An 18,645-nucleotide genomic window follows, 5' to 3' on the forward strand; every position below is an offset into this window, starting at 1 on the left:
TAAGGATGGACGGGATGGAGCGATGGTCCCGTTCGTCATGGCGCCCGCTTATGCGCCGTTCCGGAAACCGCAGACGCCATTGCCATAGTCGCTTGCTGTTGGCCGAGTGAGCATCTGGGCGTTGAGACTTTTATGCAATTGTCGGTTGGTTCAGCGCCCGACGTCCCGGAGAACGCACGAAAATCGTGACGAGCATTGCTCCTGACACGGCGATTGCTCCAGTCACCAGAAAGGCACTCTCGAAGTTGCCGGACCACTGTACGAGGAAGCCCGTCACCGTGGGGGCAACAATGCCGGCCAGGTTCGCGACCAGGTGGACGAATCCGCCAACCGCTCCAACGCGATTTTTCTCAACCGTGTCCAGCACCAGAGCAAAGTAAGTGTTGTACGAGGCGTACATGAAGAATACGCCGATAGCCATCAGCGAAACCGCGCTCGTCATGTCCTTCACGGTCCCGGTAATGCCGACACAGATTGCACCTGCGCTCAGGCAGGTAATCAGCACCACCTTGCGCGAAAAGACGGCCCGACCTGTCTTGCGGAAGATAAAGTCCGACAGGAGCCCACCCGCAATCAGACCGGTGGCGCCAACAGCCCAGGGAATCACGCTGACCACCGCCATTTTTTGAATGCTGAGGTGATGCGCCATCGTCAGATAGCTCGGAAACCAGGACAGGAAAAAGTACAGGATGTACGAGTAGCCGAAGAATGCGAAAGCCGTCGCGAGAATGGCGGGACGAAGTAGGAGTGTGTGCAGTGGAGATACCGGGGGGCTGATCGAAACAGCCGTCGATGCGTCATTATCGATGACGCCTGTCGCCACATCCGGAGGCACCGCAGGCCTGTCTTTGGCAAGCGCAACCCACATGACAACCCACAGAACGCCGACTACGGCAATAGCGACAAAGGACAATCGCCACCCTATGCTCACGGCCGCGAAGCCGACGGCGGGTCCGGCAAGGGCGGCACCCAGCGAAGTACCCGAGTTCGCGATGCCTATGGCACTGGCCTGCTCCTCACGCGGAAACCAGTTGGACACCATCTTGTTGATGTTTGAACAAAGCGGCCCCTCCCCCATGCCAAAGATGATACGCACGACAAGAAGGCTCACCATGCCAACGGTCAATGCAGTCATTCCGCAGAACAGTGACCACACCAGCATGGAGACGGCGAGAACCCGTTTGGGTCCGAAGCGATCGGAATAGTAGCCGCCCACGAAACAGAACAACGCATAGCCAACGAAGAAGCTGCTGAACACAATCCCAAGCTGGGCAGGATCAAGGTGTAGCTCCTTCGCGATGAGCGGTGCAGTGATTGAAAGTGCGGCCCGGTCCAGGTAGCTGATAACCCCTCCTAGAAATAGCAGGCTAATCAGCATCCAGCGCGAACGTGTCGTGCTCATTTGTCTTCCTCCGTTTTGAAAATCGGGTGTCTCAGCGTATCGCCGTGGATTGTCGCCACCGGCTAACTTTCGTTCTTCAGACTATGGATTGCGGTTATTTTTTAATTAGGAAAACTTCTCAATCAAGACATGATGCTTTCTTGAGAATGCAACGCGTTTGTGTATGAAGTTGTCGTCCGTCGTGCCGCGCGCGAGCACGACCGCCTAACCGCCCACGCTGCGGGCCGCAACTTAGACGGCGGCCGTGCTTGTCGCTGCCTCGTCCTGTTCAGGGATAAAGCCGCTTCAACAACCGACGATCCTCGACGGCAAAACCGCCGCCGTACACGTCCGACGTCATGAAGTGCGCACTCAGCACTTCAGGCTCCAGGTCCGCGATCGGATCGAACGCGCTCTGATGCAGCGTCCAGTCGATCCGGCCACGCACCGGCTCGGTGTAGCGCAGTGGCGTGCGTCGATAGACGACGTCGGCATAGGCAATGCCCAGCTTCGACGGGTCGGGCAGACGGCGTACGTGAATCTCGCCTGCCGGCTGCTCGGCTTCGTCCGTGAGCAGGACTAGCGGCGCGTCCGGATCGGGCGTGAAGCTAAAGTCGGCGAGCGGCACCTTGCGGCGGCGGACCCAGCCGCTCACCTTGCCGTCCGCGGTTTCGTCAAACGCGTAGTCGGTGTCCTTCTTCGTGTAGCCGAACAACTCGCGGCCCGCCGCAATCCCCATCGGGTCGCTGCAATACATGAAGATGTGTGTCTGGGTGAACAGGTCGTCGTAACGCACGGGCACCGTCACCATCAGGTCGAACATCGCCCCCGCATGCACCGCGAGCGTATGCCCCGGCGACAGCATGAAACGGAACGCGACGCGGTCGTTAACCAGTTCGAAAGGCGTGTCCTTCAGCAACTCGCGAACCTTCGCCTGATCTACGCGGGTGACGACTTCGAGCGTGCGCAGCGGACACTCCCACTCGACCGGATACGCGGACGAATAAGGCGGATTGACGCCGCTGTTTTCGTGCATTTTATAGTGACCAAACATCATACGTCTCCTTGACAAATAGCTGATTCAAACTAGGCAATAGCAGATAGACCACCTTCTCCAGCGCGGCGGCATGCGTTCTCCGGCCGCGCGGATACGGCGACAGGTGTGGGTGTCACAATGGCGTCACGGCTGACGTCGGCGACGTCGGTGATGCCGCACAACGCCATCGTTGATTCGAGTTCCTTATGAATGAGTTCGAGCGTGCGGGTAACGCCCGCTTCGCCGAGCGCGCCAAGGCCGTACAGGAACGCACGGCCGATCATCACGCCGTGTGCACCCCGCGCGATCGCACGCAGCACGTCCTGGCCGCTGCGGATACCGCCATCCATCAGTACCTCCGTCTGCTGACCGACGGCTGCGGCAATGGCGGGCAACGCGCTGATCGACGACGGCGCGCCGTCCAGTTGCCGTCCGCCATGATTCGACACGATGATCGCGTCGGCGCCTGCCGCAACCGCGCGGCGCGCGTCGTCCGCGTCGAGTATGCCCTTGACGATCAGCCGCCCGCCCCAGTGCCGCTTGATCCAGCCGATGTCGTCCCACGTCACCGTGCGATCGAACTGACGGCTCACCCACTCGGCGAACGCGAACGTGTCCGTCACACCCTTGGCATGCCCAACGATGTTGCCGAAGGTGCGCCGCCGCGTGCCGAGCATCCGCACACACCACGCGGGATGCGCCATCATCATCGACAGGGTACGCAGATTCAGCTTCGGCGGCACCGAGAGGCCGTTGCGCACGTCCTTGTGACGCTGCCCCTGGAGCGGCAGATCGAGCGTCAGCACGAGCGCGGAGCAGCCCGCGTTGCGCGCTCGTTCGATCAGCCGGACGATGAAATCGCGGTCCTTCATCATGTAGAGCTGGAACCAGAACGGCTCTTCGACATGCTCGGCGACGTCCTCGATCGAGCAGATGCTGACCGTCGATAGCGTGAAAGGCACGCCGAATCTGGCCGCCGCGCGAGCGGCAAGAATCTCGCCGTCGGCATGGATCATGCCGGCGAGGCCGGTCGGCGCGAGCGCCACGGGCAGGCTGCACGGACGGCCGAGCAGCGTGACAGCGGTGCGGATCATGTCGACGTCGCAACCGACACGTTGACGGAACTTCAGTTGGCCGAGATCGACCTCGTTAGCGCGATAGGTGGATTCCGTCCACGAGCCGCTGTCCACGTAATCGTAGAAAATCTTCGGCACGCGCCGGCGCGCGAGCCGCTGCAGATCGCCGACACATGTCACGGTATCGGCCATGTCACGCCTGCAATGACGCATCGAACGCAACGACGGACGAGCGCTGCTCGCCGAGGCCGGCGATACCGGCGCATACCGTTTAAACAGGCGGTTTCAGGCCCATGCCAACACCGGCCGGCGTGCCCGTTGCGATCACGTCGCCGGGCTGCAGGCTCATGAAGCCGCTGATGTAGGAGACCAGCTCCGCGACGCCGAAAATCATGTCACGCGTATTGCCGTCCTGACGCCGCACACCGTCGACGTCGAGCCACAGCGGCAACGCCTGCGGATCCGGCACCTCGTCCGCCGTGACAAGCCACGGCCCCAGCGGACCGAACGTATCCGCCGCCTTGCCCTTGTCCCACTGTCCGCCGCGCTCCAGTTGATACGCGCGCTCCGAGACGTCGTTCACGACGCAGTAGCCGGCAACGTACGACATCGCGTTTTCCTTCGCCACATAGCGCGCGGTCTTGCCGATCACGATGCCGAGTTCGACCTCCCAGTCCACTTTCTGTGCGTCGCGTGGGATCTCGACAGAATCGAAAGGACCATTGATCGAGCTCGTGGCCTTCAGAAACAGAATCGGCTCTTTCGGCAGTGCCATCCCGGCTTCCGCTGCATGGTCCGTGTAATTCAGGCCCACGCAGACCAGCTTCCCTACCGCGCCGACGCATGGCCCAAGCCGCTCGCCTCGCGCGACGAGCGGCAGCGCACGCAAATCGGCCGCCGCGACGCGAGCGAGCGAGCGAACCCTCCGTCAACGCCTCGCCGTGCCAGTCGTCGACGACGCCGACGAGGCTGCGTACCTGCCCTTCGCTATCCAGCACGCCCGGTTTTTCATCACCCGGCTGTCCCCACCGTACCAGCTTCATAAGAATCCCTGCCTCCGGTTTTCACCTATAATGTACATAGTGTGCAATGTACATTTTTAAGATTATCGATCCAAAACTGCGATGTCAAGTCGTGTTTTCAGCCGTAGTTCCCGGGGCAGCGGAAATGTGGCATCAGATCGGCTAACATTTCGCAACTGGCCACCCGAAGCGCGGGCGGCGGAATCGAAGCGTTGCGAGAACCGCGGCGTTCGCCCTGTGGAGAGGCGCCGCTCATTGAGGACCATGTCAGAAATCATCGAAAAGCATTCCGTCCAGGAGCGCGCGTATGCACTGCTCAAGGCCATGATCGAGGACGGTCGCCTTGCGCCCGGGCAAAAGCTGCTGGAAGCGCAGGTCTCGAAATCGTTTGGCATCAGCCGGTCGCCGGCGCGCTACGCATTGCAGGCGCTATGCAATGAACGGCTCGTGAAGGAAGCAAGTGGGCGCGGCTATGAGGTGGCAGGCAAGGTAAAGCCCGGCGTCCCGCGCGAGCGAGCGGTACTCGACGAAGTCAAGATCACCTCCGTGCAGCAGTGGGAGCGCGTCTATATCGAACTCGAGCGCGAGCTATGCGCCCGGGTAATGTTCGTCTCGGTACGGATCATCGAGGAAAGACTGGCCGAACACTTTGGCGTGAGCCGCACGGTCGTGCGCGATGTGCTTGCGCGCATGCACAGCGTCGGGCTCGTGACGAAGGATTCGATGGGCCGCTGGATTGCGACGCGCGTCACACCTGACAAGACCCATCATTTGTATGAACTGCGCTGGCGGCTCGAGCCGGAGGCACTGCAACAGGCAGCAGCACATGTGAGCCGCGACTACGTCGGGCAATTGCGCGAAACGGTGGTCGAAGCGCTGGACGGCTTCCCGCGTGAAGGATTCGATACCGACGTCGTCGAGCATGATCTGCATATCCGGTTGCTGTCGCATTGTCCCAATAGCGAGATCCTGCAGGTGCTCGCGCGTACGCGCATGCTGTTCGCGCCGACCCGCTATCTGTTCGATCCTGTGCTGCGCATTCCGCTTACGTCGATCGAAGATGCGTTGAAGGAACACCGGACTATCTACGACCTGCTGCTCGCGAAGAAACCGGCGAAGGCGGCCGCCGCCCTGCACGAGCATCTGAAGCAGGCGGACGCACGCTGGCTGCAACGCTTCGAAGGCGCCGCGAACGCGACGCTCGAAGAATTACCGCCGTATTTGACGCGTTTGTGATTTATGCAGCGTAATCCGGTTGGGGCTCCGGTGCTGCAAGTGCCTCAAGAACGTTGACTTATCACGCGCATCCCGATGCGCCCGCATTGCCTCGTGAGCAACGTCCTCGTTCCCTGCGCCTGTTGTCGATTGACGGTAGGCAGCGCATACTTGCCGGCGTCGCCAGGCAGGCGGCAGTGACGCACGACTGCCAGCCTCACGGCACACGATATTTGTTCGAGGAGAGATGATGCAGGTTTACGGAAGACGAAATTCGATCAATGTGCAGAAGGTATTGTGGTGCCTCGGCGAACTCGGGCGAATCGAAGGCCGCGATTACGAGCGGATCGACGCCGGGCTCGAATTCGGCGTCAACGATACGGCGGCCTATCGCGAGCTCAATCCGAACGGCCTCGTGCCGGCGCTGGTCGACAATGGACGGTCGATCTGGGAATCGAACACGATCGTGCGCTATCTCGCGACGGCCTATGGCAATGGCGACCTGTTGCCGCAAGACGCCGGCGAGCGCTCGGAAGTCGAGCGCTGGATGGACTGGCAGCTCGGTGCGTTATGGGCGACGTTGCGCATTACGTTTCTCGGCTTGACTCGCGTGCCCGAGGAAAAGCGCGATTACGCCGCGATACGCAACGCATTCGCCGAGTCCGCGCGGCTGCTCCGGATTGTCGACGCGCGGCTCGACACGCATTCGCATCTCGCGCTCGATCGCTTCACGCTCGCCGACATCGGCGTCGCGCTCGCCGCGCATCGTTGGTACTCGCTGGCCGAGCGCTTCGCCTCCACGCTCGATGCGCAGCCGGAGATGCCGTCGGTGGCGCGCTGGCTCGACGCGCAGCGCGCGCGTCCGGCGTTTCCGGACCAGAACTGACAATCGATCAACCAGATCGCTAAACCCACCCACGTATCCGGGTTTAGCGCGTCCTTCGGACAGCGGCCGTACGCAAGCGCGGCAATGAAATTGTCGACACTCGCCGCGCGGCAACAGAAGCGGTAAAACCCATTGCGTTCATCAACGGTAACCCGTCGAAAAGTGTTGCTGCGCGGCTTCAACTGCCGTGGCGCGGCTTCAGAGCCGCAGCCGGAACATCGCCCAACGCAGTCTCATCCGACTCGCCCCCTTCGATGCGCTCGAGCCTGCCGACAACAAACAGATACGAAAAAGCACCGAGCAGCGAAAGTGCCGCGACATAGGTCAGCGCGACCTCGAACGAGCCGGTGCGCTTGATCATCCAGCCGATGGCCAGCGGCGTGACGATGCTCGCGAGATTGCCGCACAGATTGAAGATGCCGCCGCTGATACCCATCGCGTGTTTCGGCGAGACGTCGCCGACGATACACCACCCCAGGTTGCCGACACCCTTTGCGAAGAAAGCGAGCGACATCACGAGAATCACGATCACGGAAGAATGCACGTAATTCGCCGCGACGATCGTACTCGACAGCACGAGGCCGCCGATGATCGGCGTCTTGCGGGCCGCCGTAAGACTGAAGCCGCGCTTGAGCATCCAGTCGGACCACAGGCCGCCGACGAGTCCACCGACGCATCCGGCCACGGCGGGTATCGCCGCCGCAATGCCCACCTTCAGTATCGACATGCCCTTGGCCTCGACGAGGTAGGTCGGGAACCACGTGAGGAAGAACCACGTAATCGACGTCAGGCAGAACTGTCCGATATAGATGCCGATCATCATGCGGTTGGCGGCAATTGCGCGGACCTCGCGCCAGCGGAACGGCCGCGGGCTGTCGCCCATCGTCGGGAGTCCGCCGCCGGCGGCGATGTAGTCGAGTTCGGCCGCATTCACGCGGTGATCGGACTGCGGCTCGCGCACCGATTTCAGCCACCAGAGCCCGATCAGCACACCGATCGCGCCTGTCGTGAAGAACACGTAGTGCCAGCCCCAGCGGCTGACCGTATAGGTCATGACCGGAGTGAAAACGGCCAGCGCGAAATATTGCGCCAACTGGAAGATCGACGTCGCGAGGCCGCGTTCGGTACTCGGAAACCACATGACCGTCAGACGACTGTTGCACGGGAACGCCGGCGATTCGGCAGCGCCCATCAGGAAGCGCAACGCGAAGAGCGCGGCGAACGCCGACGCGAACAGGTGCACGTATCCCTGCAGAAACGTGAGCACCGACCACGCAATGAGGCTCAGGCCCAGCACGATCCGCGCGCCGAACCGGTCCAGAATCAGCCCGCCGGGAATCTGCATGCCGGTGTAGGTCCAGCCGAATGCCGAAAACGCAATGCCCATGGTGAGCGCGTCGAAGCCGAGTTCATGCCGCATGCTCGGCGCCGCGATCGACAACGTCGCCCGGTCCACGTAATTGAACACGGTGACGATAAAGATCATCGCCAGGATGAACCATCGCACGTTTGTCCGTCTGGTTGTATTCGCTACCACTGCCCTGTCTCCTCGATTCCTTGCTGATCCTGTTCGATTGCCGGCGGCTCGTGCCGGACGGCACGCCGCGTCCACGTATCCATGCGGACTCGATCATACAATGATTGCGCAATCATTCAAACGAAACTGATTACGCGATCGCCATGGTTTGCACCGATCTGCCTTGATGGTCGTCAACCGGGGGATTCAATTTGCAGCGGCGGCAGATCATCCCGCAGCGTTGCAGCCAGGTATGGGAGCCGCCGGATAGCCTGGCAGCGACGACGAAAACACACCGGCAAGATTGCCGGGCGCGCCGATCAACGCCAGGCGTTGCCGATCCCTATTGCAATTGGGCGCTTTGCCGCGTTGCCGTCTCTTTCTGTCCCAATGCAAGCGCGGCAATGAGGCTAATCGCGGCATTGACCGCCAGCCAGACACCGACCATGGCATTGCTGTGGAAGGTATGCGTCAACCACGTGAGAATGGCGGGCGTGAAGCCGCCCAGAACCGCGGCCGCCACCGCCTGTGCGAATGCATAGCCGGACGTGCGCGCGCTCGGCGGCACCAGTTCGACCATCGCGGCCACCTGCACGGAGCTGTACGCCGCGTAGATGAACGAGAACCACAGCTCGACGACCGCGAACTTGAACACGGTGGGTTGCGCAGCGAGCCACGACATCATCGGATAGGCGCTCAGCCCTGCCAGAAGGGTCACGACGATCAGGACCGTGCGGCGATTGAAACGATCCGCCACCACGGCCATGATGGGCAGACAGATCAGCACCGACAGTCCGCCGAAAAAGAGAATGATGAATCCCGCGGATTCTCCGAGGTTCAGACTCTTGATGAACGTCGGCGCATACGTGGTAATGGTCTGTGAAGTGACGGTGGCGAGCGCCACCATGCCCATGCACAGGGCAATGGTTCGCCAACCCGAAACGAGGCTCGTGCAGATCTCCCCTACTGTCGGCGTCTTCTTTTTCGCGGCGAACACCGATGTTTCGGCAAGACTGGAGCGCAACCAGAACATTACGGGAATGACCGCGCAGCCCAGCAGAAGCGGAATCCGCCATCCCCATGCGTGCAACTCGTGCGGCGCGAGCAGATAAAGCAGGACGAGGCCGACGAGCGAAGCCGCCATCACGGAGAGTTGCTGGCTGCCCGCCTGCCAGCAGGTGAAGAACGCGCGCCGCTTCGGCGGAGCGATTTCCGCCAGATAGACCACGACGCCGCCGAGTTCGGCTCCCGCGGAAAAGCCCTGCAGCAAACGCCCAAGCAGCACGATAACCGGCGCGGCCAGCCCGATGCTCCGGTATGAAGGCGTGCACGCGACGGAAATGATGCCGAGCGACATCAGCGACAGGGCGAGGATCAGGCCGTTGCGCCGCCCATGACGATCGGTGTAGGCGCCGAGCACGATGGCCCCGATCGGCCGCGCGAGAAACCCGAACGCGAAGGTCATCAGCGACATCATCAGGGAAACGTACTCGCTGTCGCTCGGAAAATACGTTTGGGCGATGTACCTGGCGTAGTAGCCATAGATCATGAAATCGTAGATTTCGAGCGCATTGCCGGCCACCACCTGGATGATCGGCCTCATGGCCGCGCCCGGCTTCCCGGTCGCGTCGGCGGCGGCCGTAAGCCCATGGGATGCAACCGTCACGTCCTTCATCTCCCGCTCCTGTGAAAGTGAGATGTATCCGTCGATTGCGCCGCACCTGTCTCCGGCAAGGCGCGAGAGTCACGCCCTTTCGCCTGAATCTCGCTGTCTTGCACAGGGTCGCCAGTTACCGCCCGGCACCAGAAGGCAAAAAAGATTGCGCAATCATTTCAGTCAATGGTTGCGCAATCTTTCATCCGGTGCAACTCGGGTTAACGTGCAAACGTCCCGCCCGGAGGAGCCATCTGTCAGCCTGTCAGCCCCCTGCCCGTCTCCGCCGTCAAGCGCTGTCCCGGTCGACGATTGAAAAGCCAGTATCGATCTTCACGGTATCGAGGCCCGCCTGCGACTTGCCGGCGAAGCGCGTGAGGAGCGCCGTCGCGGCATTCCTGCCGATCGTCGCCCCGTCGACCCGGACCGTCGACAAGGCCGGAAAAACGTGCGCGGCGGTGCTCAGATCGCCGAACCCCATCACCGCGAGATCCTTGGGTACGCGCAGGCCGCGGCTCGCGGCTTCCGCCAGTACGCCTTGCGCGAGCGTGTCGGAACTGCAGACCACGATCTCGGGAAACCCGGTAACCATCATCCGGCCCACGCCCTCCCTGCCTGCCTGCAATGTTGCCGGTGCCTGCAGCACCTCGAACGGCACGTCGGTCAGGCCATGGCGGCCGAGTTCCCGGATAAGGCTTTGGCAACGGCGCAGGCCACGCGGATCGTTGACCGAGAGGACCCCAAACCGCTTGTATCCCTTGTCGAGAAGATGCCGCGCCACCTTGATGCCCACTTTTTCGTGTGAAAAGCCGATCACGATATCGATCGGCTTGTCGGTCAGATCCCATATCTCGACCACCGGTATCCGCGCATTCTTGAGCCGCTCGACGGTCGCGTCGGTGTGACTCGTGCCGGCCAGCACGATCCCGTCGGGCCGGCGTCCGAGAATCGCTTCGACAAGCGCCTCTTCCTGGGCGCTGGAGTACCCGGTCAGCCCGATCAGCGACTGATAACCCGAGGCTGTCAGGCCGTCCATCAACGCCTGTACGGTGTCGGCAAAAATCGAGTTGGCGATCGTCGGCAGCAGAATCGCAACCAGACGACTCCGGCTGCTCGCCAGGCCGCCCGCCAGCATGTTCGGCACGTAGCCCGTCGCTCTCACGGCCTCGAGCACTTTTCTCGCCGTATCGCTGCGCACGAGCTCGGGACGATGCAGCGCCCGCGACACGGTCATGGGCGCGACCCCTGCCACGCGGGCGACATCGATTAACGTCACGCTCCCCGCCTGCTCGGCGACGGCGGCGGGTTGGCTGCGCGCGGATTTCTTTGCCATTCAGGCTCCTGTTGTCATGCCCGCAATTCTAGCGATGATCTGCCGGAATCCCGAATCCCAATCCGGCTTCGACACCTCGGGCTTCCCCCCATTTCAGGCCCCCCTCCTCCGTTGAATCGGCTCGCTCAGTGTAAACCACGACGATTTCGCCACCCGCCATACTTGAATGATTGCGCAATCATTGTATGATCGAGGCATGCGCTTGAGCCATACATTCGCGGCTCGCCTTTTCAATCGCACAGGAATCTCGCTCATGAACATCAACGACAATCTGACATCCGGCACGGCGACAGGCGACCGCATTGCCTGGGTTCGTATTGCGTCCACCTTTCTGCCGCTCGCCACCCCGATCAGCGATGCCAAGGTGCTCACCGGCCGTCAGAAGCCGATGACTGAAATCGCCATCCTCTTTGTCGAAATCGAAACGACTGACGGTCATCGCGGTCTGGGCTTCAGCTATTCGAAGCGTGCCGGGGGCCCGGGCCAGTTCGCGCACGCGAAGGAAATCGCGCCGACGCTGATCGGCGAGGACCCGAGCGACATTGCCAAGCTATGGAACAAGCTCGCCTGGGCCGGGGCCTCGGTCGGCAGAAGCGGCATGGCGGTGCAGGCGATCGGCGCATTCGACGTCGCACTGTGGGACCTGAAGGCCAAACGCGCCAACCTGTCGCTCGCGAAGCTGCTCGGCTCGCAGCGGGACTCCGTGCGCTGCTACAACACCTCGGGCGGCTTCCTGCACACGCCGCTCGACCAGTTGCTGGCCAATACCGACGCATCACGCGAAAAGGGCATCGGCGGCATCAAGCTGAAGGTCGGGCAACCCGATTGCGCGCTCGACATTCACCGCGTCGAAACGGTGCGCAAGCATCTGGGCGACACGTTCCCGCTGATGGTCGACGCGAACCAGCAATGGGACCGCCCCACCGCGCAGCGCATGTGCCGTACGTTCGAGCCATTCAATCTGGTCTGGATCGAAGAGCCGCTCGACTGCTACGACGCGGAAGGCCATGCCGCACTGGCCGCGCAGTTCGATACGCCGATCGCCACGGGCGAGATGCTCACGAGCGTGGCCGAGCACTGGGAGTTCATCAAACTGCGCGGGGCCGACTATCTGATGCCCGACGCACCGCGTGTCGGCGGCATCACGCCGTTCCTCAAGATTGCCGGGCTGGCCGAGCACGCGGGCTTGATGCTGGGGCCGCACTTCGCGATGGAGTTGCACGTGCATCTCGCGGCCTGCTATCCGACCGAGCCCTGGGTCGAGCATTTCGAATGGCTCGAACCCCTGTTCAACGAAAAGCTCGAAACGCGCGCCGGCCGGATGATCGTGCCGACGCGGCCCGGGCTCGGCCTGACACTCAGCGACCGCGTCGCCGGCTGGACGGCCCAGGAAGTGGAATTCGGCCAGCGCGCCTGAGGTGTGCCGCAGGGCGGTGTCCGCGAAATCCGGACGCCGCCCTGCGGCCGACCGGCCAACGTCCTGTCAGAGCCTCTGCGTCGCCGAGGCATTCACCGGAAAACAGCCTGCGACGAGCATCACGAGCGCCACGACCAGTCTCTGAAGTTGAATCAGAACGACGCTCACCCAATGCAGAGACGCTCGCGAAAGCGACACGCCAATCCCCATCGCTCAACGCGTCTCTCTCTTCCATTTTCCGTTGACAGCCGGCATCGACATCGCTCGATCTCGTCCATCCCTCTCGCCGGCTAAACGCGCCTTTTGCGTGCTCTGAAAATGCTGAAACCCGCTTTTTAAGATGTCCGATTGAGCGCACAGTGCTCTCGAATCGAACGTCGCGAACGCCTTGCCGGAGTCTCGATCAATCAGCGTGCGCGGTGTTGACCAGCAATCAGAAGAGTCCGGCGCGAGCCGGTAAAGGAGACAGGGATGTTCAGATGGATGCGGGACTTGACGCCGCGGGAGAGCAGCGCTCTTCGTGCCTGCTTTGCAGGTTGGACCCTCGATGCGCTCGACGTGCAGATTTTCAGCTTCGTCGTGCCGACACTGATTGCCGTGTGGGGGATCAGCAAACAGCAGGTAGGCTTTCTCGGCACCGTCGCGCTGGTGACGTCGGCGATCGGCGGCTGGCTCGCGGGCGTCATGGCCGATCGCTTCGGCCGCGTGCGGGTGCTGCAGATCACAATAGGCTGGTACGCCGTTTTCACGTTCCTATGCGGCTTCGCCCAGAACTTCGAGCAGTTCTTCATCTTCCGCGCGCTTCAGGGCATCGGCTTCGGCGGCGAATGGGCCGCCGGTTCCGTGCTGATCGCCGAGGTGATTCGCGATAAATATCGCGGCCGCGCAGGCGGATTCGTGCAAAGCGGCTGGGCAGTCGGCTGGGGTATCGCCGCCATCATTTACACCGCCCTGTTTTCGCTGGTGCCGGAAGGTCAGGCGTGGCACTGGCTGTTCTGGATCGGTATCGCGCCCGCCGCGCTGGTGTTCTTCCTGCGCCGCCATGTCGACGAACCGGAAGTCTACGCACGCAATAAAGCACTCGAAGGACAGCGAAACGAATCGCTGCTGGCGGTATTTCGACCGGAGTTCTTCTGGACCACGATCAAGCTGTCGATCTTTACGACGGGCTGCCAGGGTGCCACCTACATCTATCAGGTGTGGCTGCCGACCTATCTGCGCACTGAACGAGGCCTTTCGGTCATCGGGACGGGGGGCTTTACCGTCGCCCTCATCGCCGGCGCGTTTGCGGGTTTCATGATCGGCGCTCACCTCGGCGATGCCATCGGCCGGCGCAAGACGTTTTTTATCAGCACGATCGGCGCGGCCGTGACGCTGGTCGTCTATCTCGTGCTGCCCATCAGCAACGCTGTCATGCTGCCGAGCGGCTTCTTCCTCGGCATGTTCACGTACATGGTGTTCGCGCCGCTCGGCCCCTATCTCAGCGAAATCTATCCGACCGCCATGCGCGGGTCCGGCCAGGGCTTCTGCTATAACGTGGGACGCGGCATCGGTGCGCTGTTTCCGTTGCTGATCGGCATGCTGGCATCGCAGATGCCGCTCGGAAAATCGATTGCCCTCTTCGGATTCATCGCCTACGGCTGCATGTTCCTCGCGCTTTGCGTGCTGCCGGAGACCAAGGGGCTCGGCCTGCGCGACAGCGTGCCGCCCGGCGAGCACGATCTCTCCGCCGAGTCGCGCAAGCATGTAGCGCCGCGTGCCTGAAACGATCTTCTGCCGACGGCACATGACCTGCATGACCGTCGAGCCGACGCATCCCTCTATCGATACACCAGCCACACCATCCGGGTCCGCCGCTGCCAGCAAAACAGCGGCAAGACTCACGAGACGCTCATGACCCTCGCCTGTTTGCCCGCGTTGCCTTCTGTTCGACCACCTCGGAACCCGGCACCCCGCTTTTCGTGCGATTGCCATTTTCACGTGTTCGGCGATCCGCTCGCGTATCCGCTTAGGTATCCGTTCACGACGCCGCGCGACTACACGCCTCCGGCGGCCTCCCTGCACGCATGGCGAGACATGGCCGCGGTACTCGGGCTGGAACGCATGGTCATCGTGCAGCCCAGCGTGTATGGCACGGACAACCGCTGCACGCTGGATGCCTTGCAGGCAGTGGGCGTCGAACGGGGCCGCGCGGTTGTCGTATTAGGCGACGATGTTTCCGATGAGGCGCTCGAGCGCCTGCATCGGGCCGGCGTGCGCGGGGTTCGCTTCAACCTGGTCAATGCCGGCGGCTTGACGCCCGACCGGATAAACACAATCGCACACCGGGTCGCCGCGTTCGGCTGGCATCTGCAGTTTTACGTCGACGGTCCTCAGCTCCCGGCGCTTGCGCCGCTGATCGCCGGGCTGCCGACACCGGCCGTCATCGATCACATGGGGCAGATTCGCGCCAGCTCGCCGACCTATCGACAGGAAACCGAAGCATTGCTGCGCCTGCTGTCGAACGGCAAGACTTGGGTCAAGCTGTGCGGCTACCGTGCCGCGACGACAACCTACCCCTACGACGACGTCCTTGCGCTGGCACGCGCGCTCGTGGCCGCCGCGCCCGAGCGTTGCGTCTGGGGAACCGACTGGCCGCATCCGGGCCTGGTCGACGGCATGCCCGAGGACGCCGCGCTGCTCGATCTGCTCGACACGTGGACCCCGACGCGCGCGGTGCGCGATCGGATTCTGGTGGACAACCCGGCCGTGCTTTACGGCTTCGCGGATTGACGCGCGCCCCGGCGCCCTGCGCTCATTTCTGTTTCCGTGCCTTTGGCGGCTCGCTGCAGGCAATCTGAACGAACGCTTCCACGAGCGGCGAGCGCACCGACGTGCGCAGCCATACCATTCCCACGCGACGTACGGGAGACGGTTCCGGCAACTTCCAACGCCGCAGTTGCGGGTCGGCCGGGCCGATAATGGGCCAGTCCGGCAGCACGGAAACGCCAAAGCCCTCTGCCACCAGCCGGGCAATGTGCTCGATACCGTCGAGTTCGAACTGCACCTTGGGACGCACGCCGTGTTTGCGTAGATATTCATCGGCCATTTTTCCGGCCACGACTCTGCGGTCATAACGGATGAACGGCTCGTGAGCCGCGGTCGCCAGCGCATCCTTCACCTGCAAACGCGCCTGGGTCAGGAGTATCAGCGGCTCTTCGCGCAACAGCCGCCATGCGCAAGTCTTCGGCAACTCGAATGCGGGGTGCACGACGATCGCCGCGTCGAGCTCCCCCGACATAACCCGGTCCAGCAGCACGGCCGAGGTGCCGGGCTCGATATAGATCGGGATCTGTGGATGCGCCTGCATCCAGCGCCGCAGAAACGGCGGCAACAATCCCATCAGCGCCGAAGGTGTCGCGCCGAGGCGCAGCGGCCCCGCCGGCAGGCCCGTATCGGAGGCGGCGGAGCGCAGGTCGCGCACGTCCCGCAGCAGATCGCGCGAGCGCTCGAGAATGCGGGCGCCGACCACCGTGGGTTTGACCGTCCGCCCCGCGCGCGTCAGCAACTTCGCACCGATATCGTCTTCCAGCGCGTGGATCTGCTGGGCCACCGTGGTCGTGGCGACGTCGAGACGGCGCGCCGCTTCGGCGATAGAACCGGATTCGACGACCGCGACGAAACTCTGAAGAAAGCGGGTATCCATAAAAACGTATTTTACAGCTTCTGAAGAGGCTGGAATCCACTTTTTCAGATGTCCGATTGAGCGCACAGTATCTCCATTGCCCGATCAATCCGTATCTGAAGGAGACATGCCGTGCCCATCATCCAATCCATCGAAGTCTGCGCAGCCCGTGTCCCGCTCGACAAGGTGACGTCGTTTTCCAATCGCACGGTGACCGACCGGCACTACGGCCTCGTCAAGGTCCGCACCGTGGACGGCATCGAAGGGGTCGGCTTCTGCTACGTGGGCAGCGCCGCCGGCGAAATCTTCCGGGTGGCCGTGGAGCAGTTGCTCGCGCCCGTCGTGATCGGCCGCGACTCGCTGGCCGTCGAGGGTCTGTGGAAAGACATGTATCAGGAGTCCCTGCTTCAGGGACGCATGGGCACCGTGATGCGCGCGCTGAGCGCCATCGACATCGCGCTGTGGGACATCAACGCGAAAAGCGCCGGCCTGCCGCTGCACAAATACCTCGGCGCCGTGGAAACGGAAACCGTGGCGGCTTATGCGAGCGGCGGCTACTACGTCGAGGGCAAGACGGCGGAAATGGTCGGCGAGGAAATGGCCGGCTACGTGGCGCGAGGCTTCAAGGCCGTCAAGATGAAAACGGGCCGCTGGTCGCCGAGCGGCGAGGAGTCCCGCGTGAAGGCCGCGCGCGAGGCGATCGGCCCCGATGTGGAACTGATGCTCGACTGCAACAACGGCTGGATCGATACGGTGCAGGCCATGCAGTATTTGAGCCGCATCGAGCAGTACCAGCCCTACTTCATCGAAGAGCCGTTCAGCCCCGACGACATCGAGAGCCACGCGCGCCTCGCGAAGCTCACGCGCATCCCGGTCGCCACCGCCGAGATCGGCTACGGCCGCTGGTATCACAAGCAGCTACTCGATATGGGCGGCGCGGCGATCCTGCAAACCGATGCAGCGGTCTGCGGGGGCATCACCGAGTGGAAGCGGATTGCCGCGATGTCGGCCGGTTATGGCGTGCAGGTGTGCCCGCACTGGTTCCACGACGTGCATGCCCCGCTCGTCGCCGCCACGCCCAACGCGCGCTACGTCGAGTTCTTCTGGGACGACCAGGTACTGAATTTCCGCCGGCTTATCGATCGGCAGCTCGAACATAAGGAAGGCCGCGTGGTGCTGCACCAGACCCCGGGGCTCGGCTTCGGCTTCGATGAAAAGGAAGTGGCGAAGTACGGCCGGTGGAGCACCGTGTCCTGAAGCCGTGTGCCCGAAATCGTGACGCCGCGAGGCAACGCGATTCCGGGCACGTGCCGGCGACACGCCTGGCGCAACTGCCGATGTCGTGACGGCGCGAAGTCACGCTTGAAGTCCTGAAGACATCCGCACCGCCGAGGAAGTATTCTTTAGCCTCTTCGAACCCGGATACTTCTATCGATGGATTCCCGCTACCTGCAAAGCTTCGTGTTCGTCGTGGAACTCGGCTCGATTGCAGAGGCCGCGCGCCGGCTCGATCTGACACCGGCCGCGGTCGCCCAGCGGGTGAAGATGCTCGAAACCGAACTGGGCGCGACGCTCGTGCGCCGCTCGGGCCGCACCGTCGGCGCGACGGAAGCCGGCGAGCGCATTCTGGCGCGGGCGCGCTCGGTGCTGCACGACATCCGCGATCTGCGCTCGGACATCGAGGACGCCGACGAACCCGGCGGCCAACTGCGTCTGGGCGGCATGGCGACGATGATGGCGAGTCTCATCCCCGATGCGCTCGCGCTGCTGCTGAACCGTTATGCGCGCCTGGACTTCTATCTGGAGCCGGGCACCTCGCTCGATCTCTATCGCAAGGTCACGAGCGGCGATCTCGATGCCGCCGTGATCGCGCAACCGCTTTTCAATCTGCCGAAAAGCTGCGACTGGCACACGTTCAGAAGCGAGCCGCTGATCCTGCTCACGCCCGCTTCGATGCACGTCGCCGATGTGCACACGACCCTGCAAACCGAACCGTTCCTGCGCTACGACCGCAATGTGGTCGGCGGACAACTCGCCGACACCTATCTGCGCCAGCACGGCATCAGGCCGTCGCAGCGGTGCGAACTCGACGGGCTAGGCGCGATCGCCACGCTCGTCGACCGGGGGCTCGGCGTATCGCTCGTGCCGGACTGGTCATCGCGCGAACTCGCCGGGCTGTCGCTGAAGAAATGGGCGTTGCCCCATGCCTCGCCGAGACGTCTCGTGGGGCTGCTATGGGGGCGCTCGTCGGCGCGGCTGCGCCTCGTTCAGGCGTTTCTCGCCGCGGCGGAATCGGTGAGCGGCAGTTGATCGCGAGCCGGTCACGGTGGGTCGACAACGCGTTGCAGGCAAATCATTATGGGCCGATCATGGTCAGCAACGTCGGGACCTCAGAATCTTTATCGTTTGAAGCAAGCGTCAGTTCGACCTCGCCCTGCCCGGCAC

At 62.8% G+C, this 18,645-nt stretch carries 14 protein-coding genes and 1 pseudogene; 7 read left to right on the top strand and 8 right to left on the bottom strand.

What is annotated here, in order from left to right:
- Window positions 1-130 precede the first annotated feature (130 nt).
- The 4 genes and pseudogenes from F3J19_RS09235 to F3J19_RS09250 form a co-directional block, all read right to left on the bottom strand.
- Window positions 131-1,402: an MFS transporter gene (locus tag F3J19_RS09235; RefSeq protein ID WP_167040004.1), complete on the bottom strand. Its 1,272-nt coding sequence runs from the start codon at window positions 1,400-1,402 to the stop codon at window positions 131-133.
- Between the two features lie 268 nt (window positions 1,403-1,670).
- On the bottom strand, window positions 1,671-2,438 hold the full coding sequence (locus F3J19_RS09240) for an acetoacetate decarboxylase family protein (protein WP_240158848.1): 768 nt from the start codon (window positions 2,436-2,438) through the stop codon (window positions 1,671-1,673).
- Between the two features lie 29 nt (window positions 2,439-2,467).
- The gene (locus F3J19_RS09245; protein WP_240158850.1) at window positions 2,468-3,685 is read right to left on the bottom strand and encodes an alpha-hydroxy acid oxidase; all 1,218 of its coding nucleotides are present in this window, start codon (window positions 3,683-3,685) and stop codon (window positions 2,468-2,470) included.
- An 82-nt stretch (window positions 3,686-3,767) separates the two neighbouring features.
- Window positions 3,768-4,536 (bottom strand): annotated as a pseudogene (locus F3J19_RS09250) (fumarylacetoacetate hydrolase family protein); the annotation flags it as partial.
- Window positions 4,537-4,779: 243 nt separating this feature from the next.
- Between F3J19_RS09250 and F3J19_RS09255 the strand changes: the two are divergent.
- Together F3J19_RS09255 and F3J19_RS09260 are read left to right on the top strand one after the other, a co-directional pair.
- Window positions 4,780-5,751, top strand: a complete 972-nt coding sequence (locus F3J19_RS09255; RefSeq protein WP_167040006.1) for a GntR family transcriptional regulator — start codon at window positions 4,780-4,782, stop codon at window positions 5,749-5,751.
- Between the two features lie 226 nt (window positions 5,752-5,977).
- The gene (locus tag F3J19_RS09260) at window positions 5,978-6,616 is read left to right on the top strand and encodes a glutathione S-transferase family protein (RefSeq protein WP_240158852.1); all 639 of its coding nucleotides are present in this window, start codon (window positions 5,978-5,980) and stop codon (window positions 6,614-6,616) included.
- A 178-nt stretch (window positions 6,617-6,794) separates the two neighbouring features.
- Here the strand turns inward: F3J19_RS09260 and F3J19_RS09265 are convergent, their stop codons facing one another.
- From F3J19_RS09265 to F3J19_RS09275, 3 genes are all read right to left on the bottom strand, one after another.
- Complete coding sequence (locus F3J19_RS09265; protein ID WP_345891015.1) at window positions 6,795-8,123, bottom strand: MFS transporter; 1,329 nt, start codon at window positions 8,121-8,123, stop codon at window positions 6,795-6,797.
- 352 nt (window positions 8,124-8,475) lie between these two features.
- A complete protein-coding gene (tcuC, locus tag F3J19_RS09270; protein WP_240158854.1) occupies window positions 8,476-9,807 on the bottom strand; it encodes a tricarballylate/proton symporter TcuC in 1,332 nt (443 codons plus the stop codon).
- A gap of 268 nt (window positions 9,808-10,075) precedes the next feature.
- On the bottom strand, window positions 10,076-11,119 hold the full coding sequence (locus tag F3J19_RS09275; protein WP_167040008.1) for a LacI family DNA-binding transcriptional regulator: 1,044 nt from the start codon (window positions 11,117-11,119) through the stop codon (window positions 10,076-10,078).
- 253 nt (window positions 11,120-11,372) lie between these two features.
- Between F3J19_RS09275 and F3J19_RS09280 the strand changes: the two genes are divergently transcribed.
- From F3J19_RS09280 to F3J19_RS09290, 3 genes are all read left to right on the top strand, one after another.
- On the top strand, window positions 11,373-12,536 hold the full coding sequence (locus tag F3J19_RS09280; protein WP_167040010.1) for a mandelate racemase/muconate lactonizing enzyme family protein: 1,164 nt from the start codon (window positions 11,373-11,375) through the stop codon (window positions 12,534-12,536).
- Between the two features lie 471 nt (window positions 12,537-13,007).
- Complete coding sequence (locus F3J19_RS09285) at window positions 13,008-14,300, top strand: MFS transporter (RefSeq protein ID WP_167040012.1); 1,293 nt, start codon at window positions 13,008-13,010, stop codon at window positions 14,298-14,300.
- A gap of 129 nt (window positions 14,301-14,429) precedes the next feature.
- Window positions 14,430-15,308, top strand: a complete 879-nt coding sequence (locus F3J19_RS09290) for an amidohydrolase family protein (RefSeq protein WP_167040013.1) — start codon at window positions 14,430-14,432, stop codon at window positions 15,306-15,308.
- Between the two features lie 22 nt (window positions 15,309-15,330).
- Here F3J19_RS09290 and F3J19_RS09295 read toward each other — a convergent pair whose 3' ends face one another.
- On the bottom strand, window positions 15,331-16,221 hold the full coding sequence (locus tag F3J19_RS09295; RefSeq protein ID WP_167040451.1) for a LysR family transcriptional regulator: 891 nt from the start codon (window positions 16,219-16,221) through the stop codon (window positions 15,331-15,333).
- A 111-nt stretch (window positions 16,222-16,332) separates the two neighbouring features.
- Here F3J19_RS09295 and F3J19_RS09300 point away from each other — a divergent pair, with 111 nt between their 5' ends.
- Window positions 16,333-17,457 (top strand): mandelate racemase/muconate lactonizing enzyme family protein, encoded by a 1,125-nt coding sequence (locus F3J19_RS09300; protein ID WP_167040015.1) that lies wholly within the window; start codon window positions 16,333-16,335, stop codon window positions 17,455-17,457.
- 177 nt (window positions 17,458-17,634) lie between these two features.
- Window positions 17,635-18,510: a LysR substrate-binding domain-containing protein gene (locus F3J19_RS09305; RefSeq protein WP_167040017.1), complete on the top strand. Its 876-nt coding sequence runs from the start codon at window positions 17,635-17,637 to the stop codon at window positions 18,508-18,510.
- Window positions 18,511-18,645: the final 135 nt, after the last annotated feature.

Origin of the sequence: Burkholderia sp. Ax-1724, assembly GCF_011752995.1 — a bacterium.
Taxonomy (GTDB): Bacteria; Pseudomonadota; Gammaproteobacteria; order Burkholderiales; family Burkholderiaceae; genus Paraburkholderia.

What these genes read in the sequence shown, in the direction of transcription:
- F3J19_RS09245 (WP_240158850.1), bottom strand. Translation starts at nt 3,685, where the DNA reads ATGGCCGATACCGTGACATGTGTCGGCGATCTGCAGCGGCTCGCGCGC.
- F3J19_RS09285 (WP_167040012.1), top strand. Translation starts at nt 13,008, where the DNA reads ATGTTCAGATGGATGCGGGACTTGACGCCGCGGGAGAGCAGCGCTCTT.
- F3J19_RS09240 (WP_240158848.1), bottom strand. Translation starts at nt 2,438, where the DNA reads ATGATGTTTGGTCACTATAAAATGCACGAAAACAGCGGCGTCAATCCG.
- F3J19_RS09275 (WP_167040008.1), bottom strand. Translation starts at nt 11,119, where the DNA reads ATGGCAAAGAAATCCGCGCGCAGCCAACCCGCCGCCGTCGCCGAGCAG.
- F3J19_RS09305 (WP_167040017.1), top strand. Translation starts at nt 17,635, where the DNA reads ATGGATTCCCGCTACCTGCAAAGCTTCGTGTTCGTCGTGGAACTCGGC.
- F3J19_RS09295 (WP_167040451.1), bottom strand. Translation starts at nt 16,221, where the DNA reads ATGGATACCCGCTTTCTTCAGAGTTTCGTCGCGGTCGTCGAATCCGGT.
- F3J19_RS09235 (WP_167040004.1), bottom strand. Translation starts at nt 1,402, where the DNA reads ATGAGCACGACACGTTCGCGCTGGATGCTGATTAGCCTGCTATTTCTA.
- F3J19_RS09255 (WP_167040006.1), top strand. Translation starts at nt 4,780, where the DNA reads ATGTCAGAAATCATCGAAAAGCATTCCGTCCAGGAGCGCGCGTATGCA.
- tcuC (WP_240158854.1), bottom strand. Translation starts at nt 9,807, where the DNA reads ATGAAGGACGTGACGGTTGCATCCCATGGGCTTACGGCCGCCGCCGAC.
- F3J19_RS09290 (WP_167040013.1), top strand. Translation starts at nt 14,430, where the DNA reads ATGACCCTCGCCTGTTTGCCCGCGTTGCCTTCTGTTCGACCACCTCGG.
- F3J19_RS09280 (WP_167040010.1), top strand. Translation starts at nt 11,373, where the DNA reads ATGAACATCAACGACAATCTGACATCCGGCACGGCGACAGGCGACCGC.
- F3J19_RS09260 (WP_240158852.1), top strand. Translation starts at nt 5,978, where the DNA reads ATGATGCAGGTTTACGGAAGACGAAATTCGATCAATGTGCAGAAGGTA.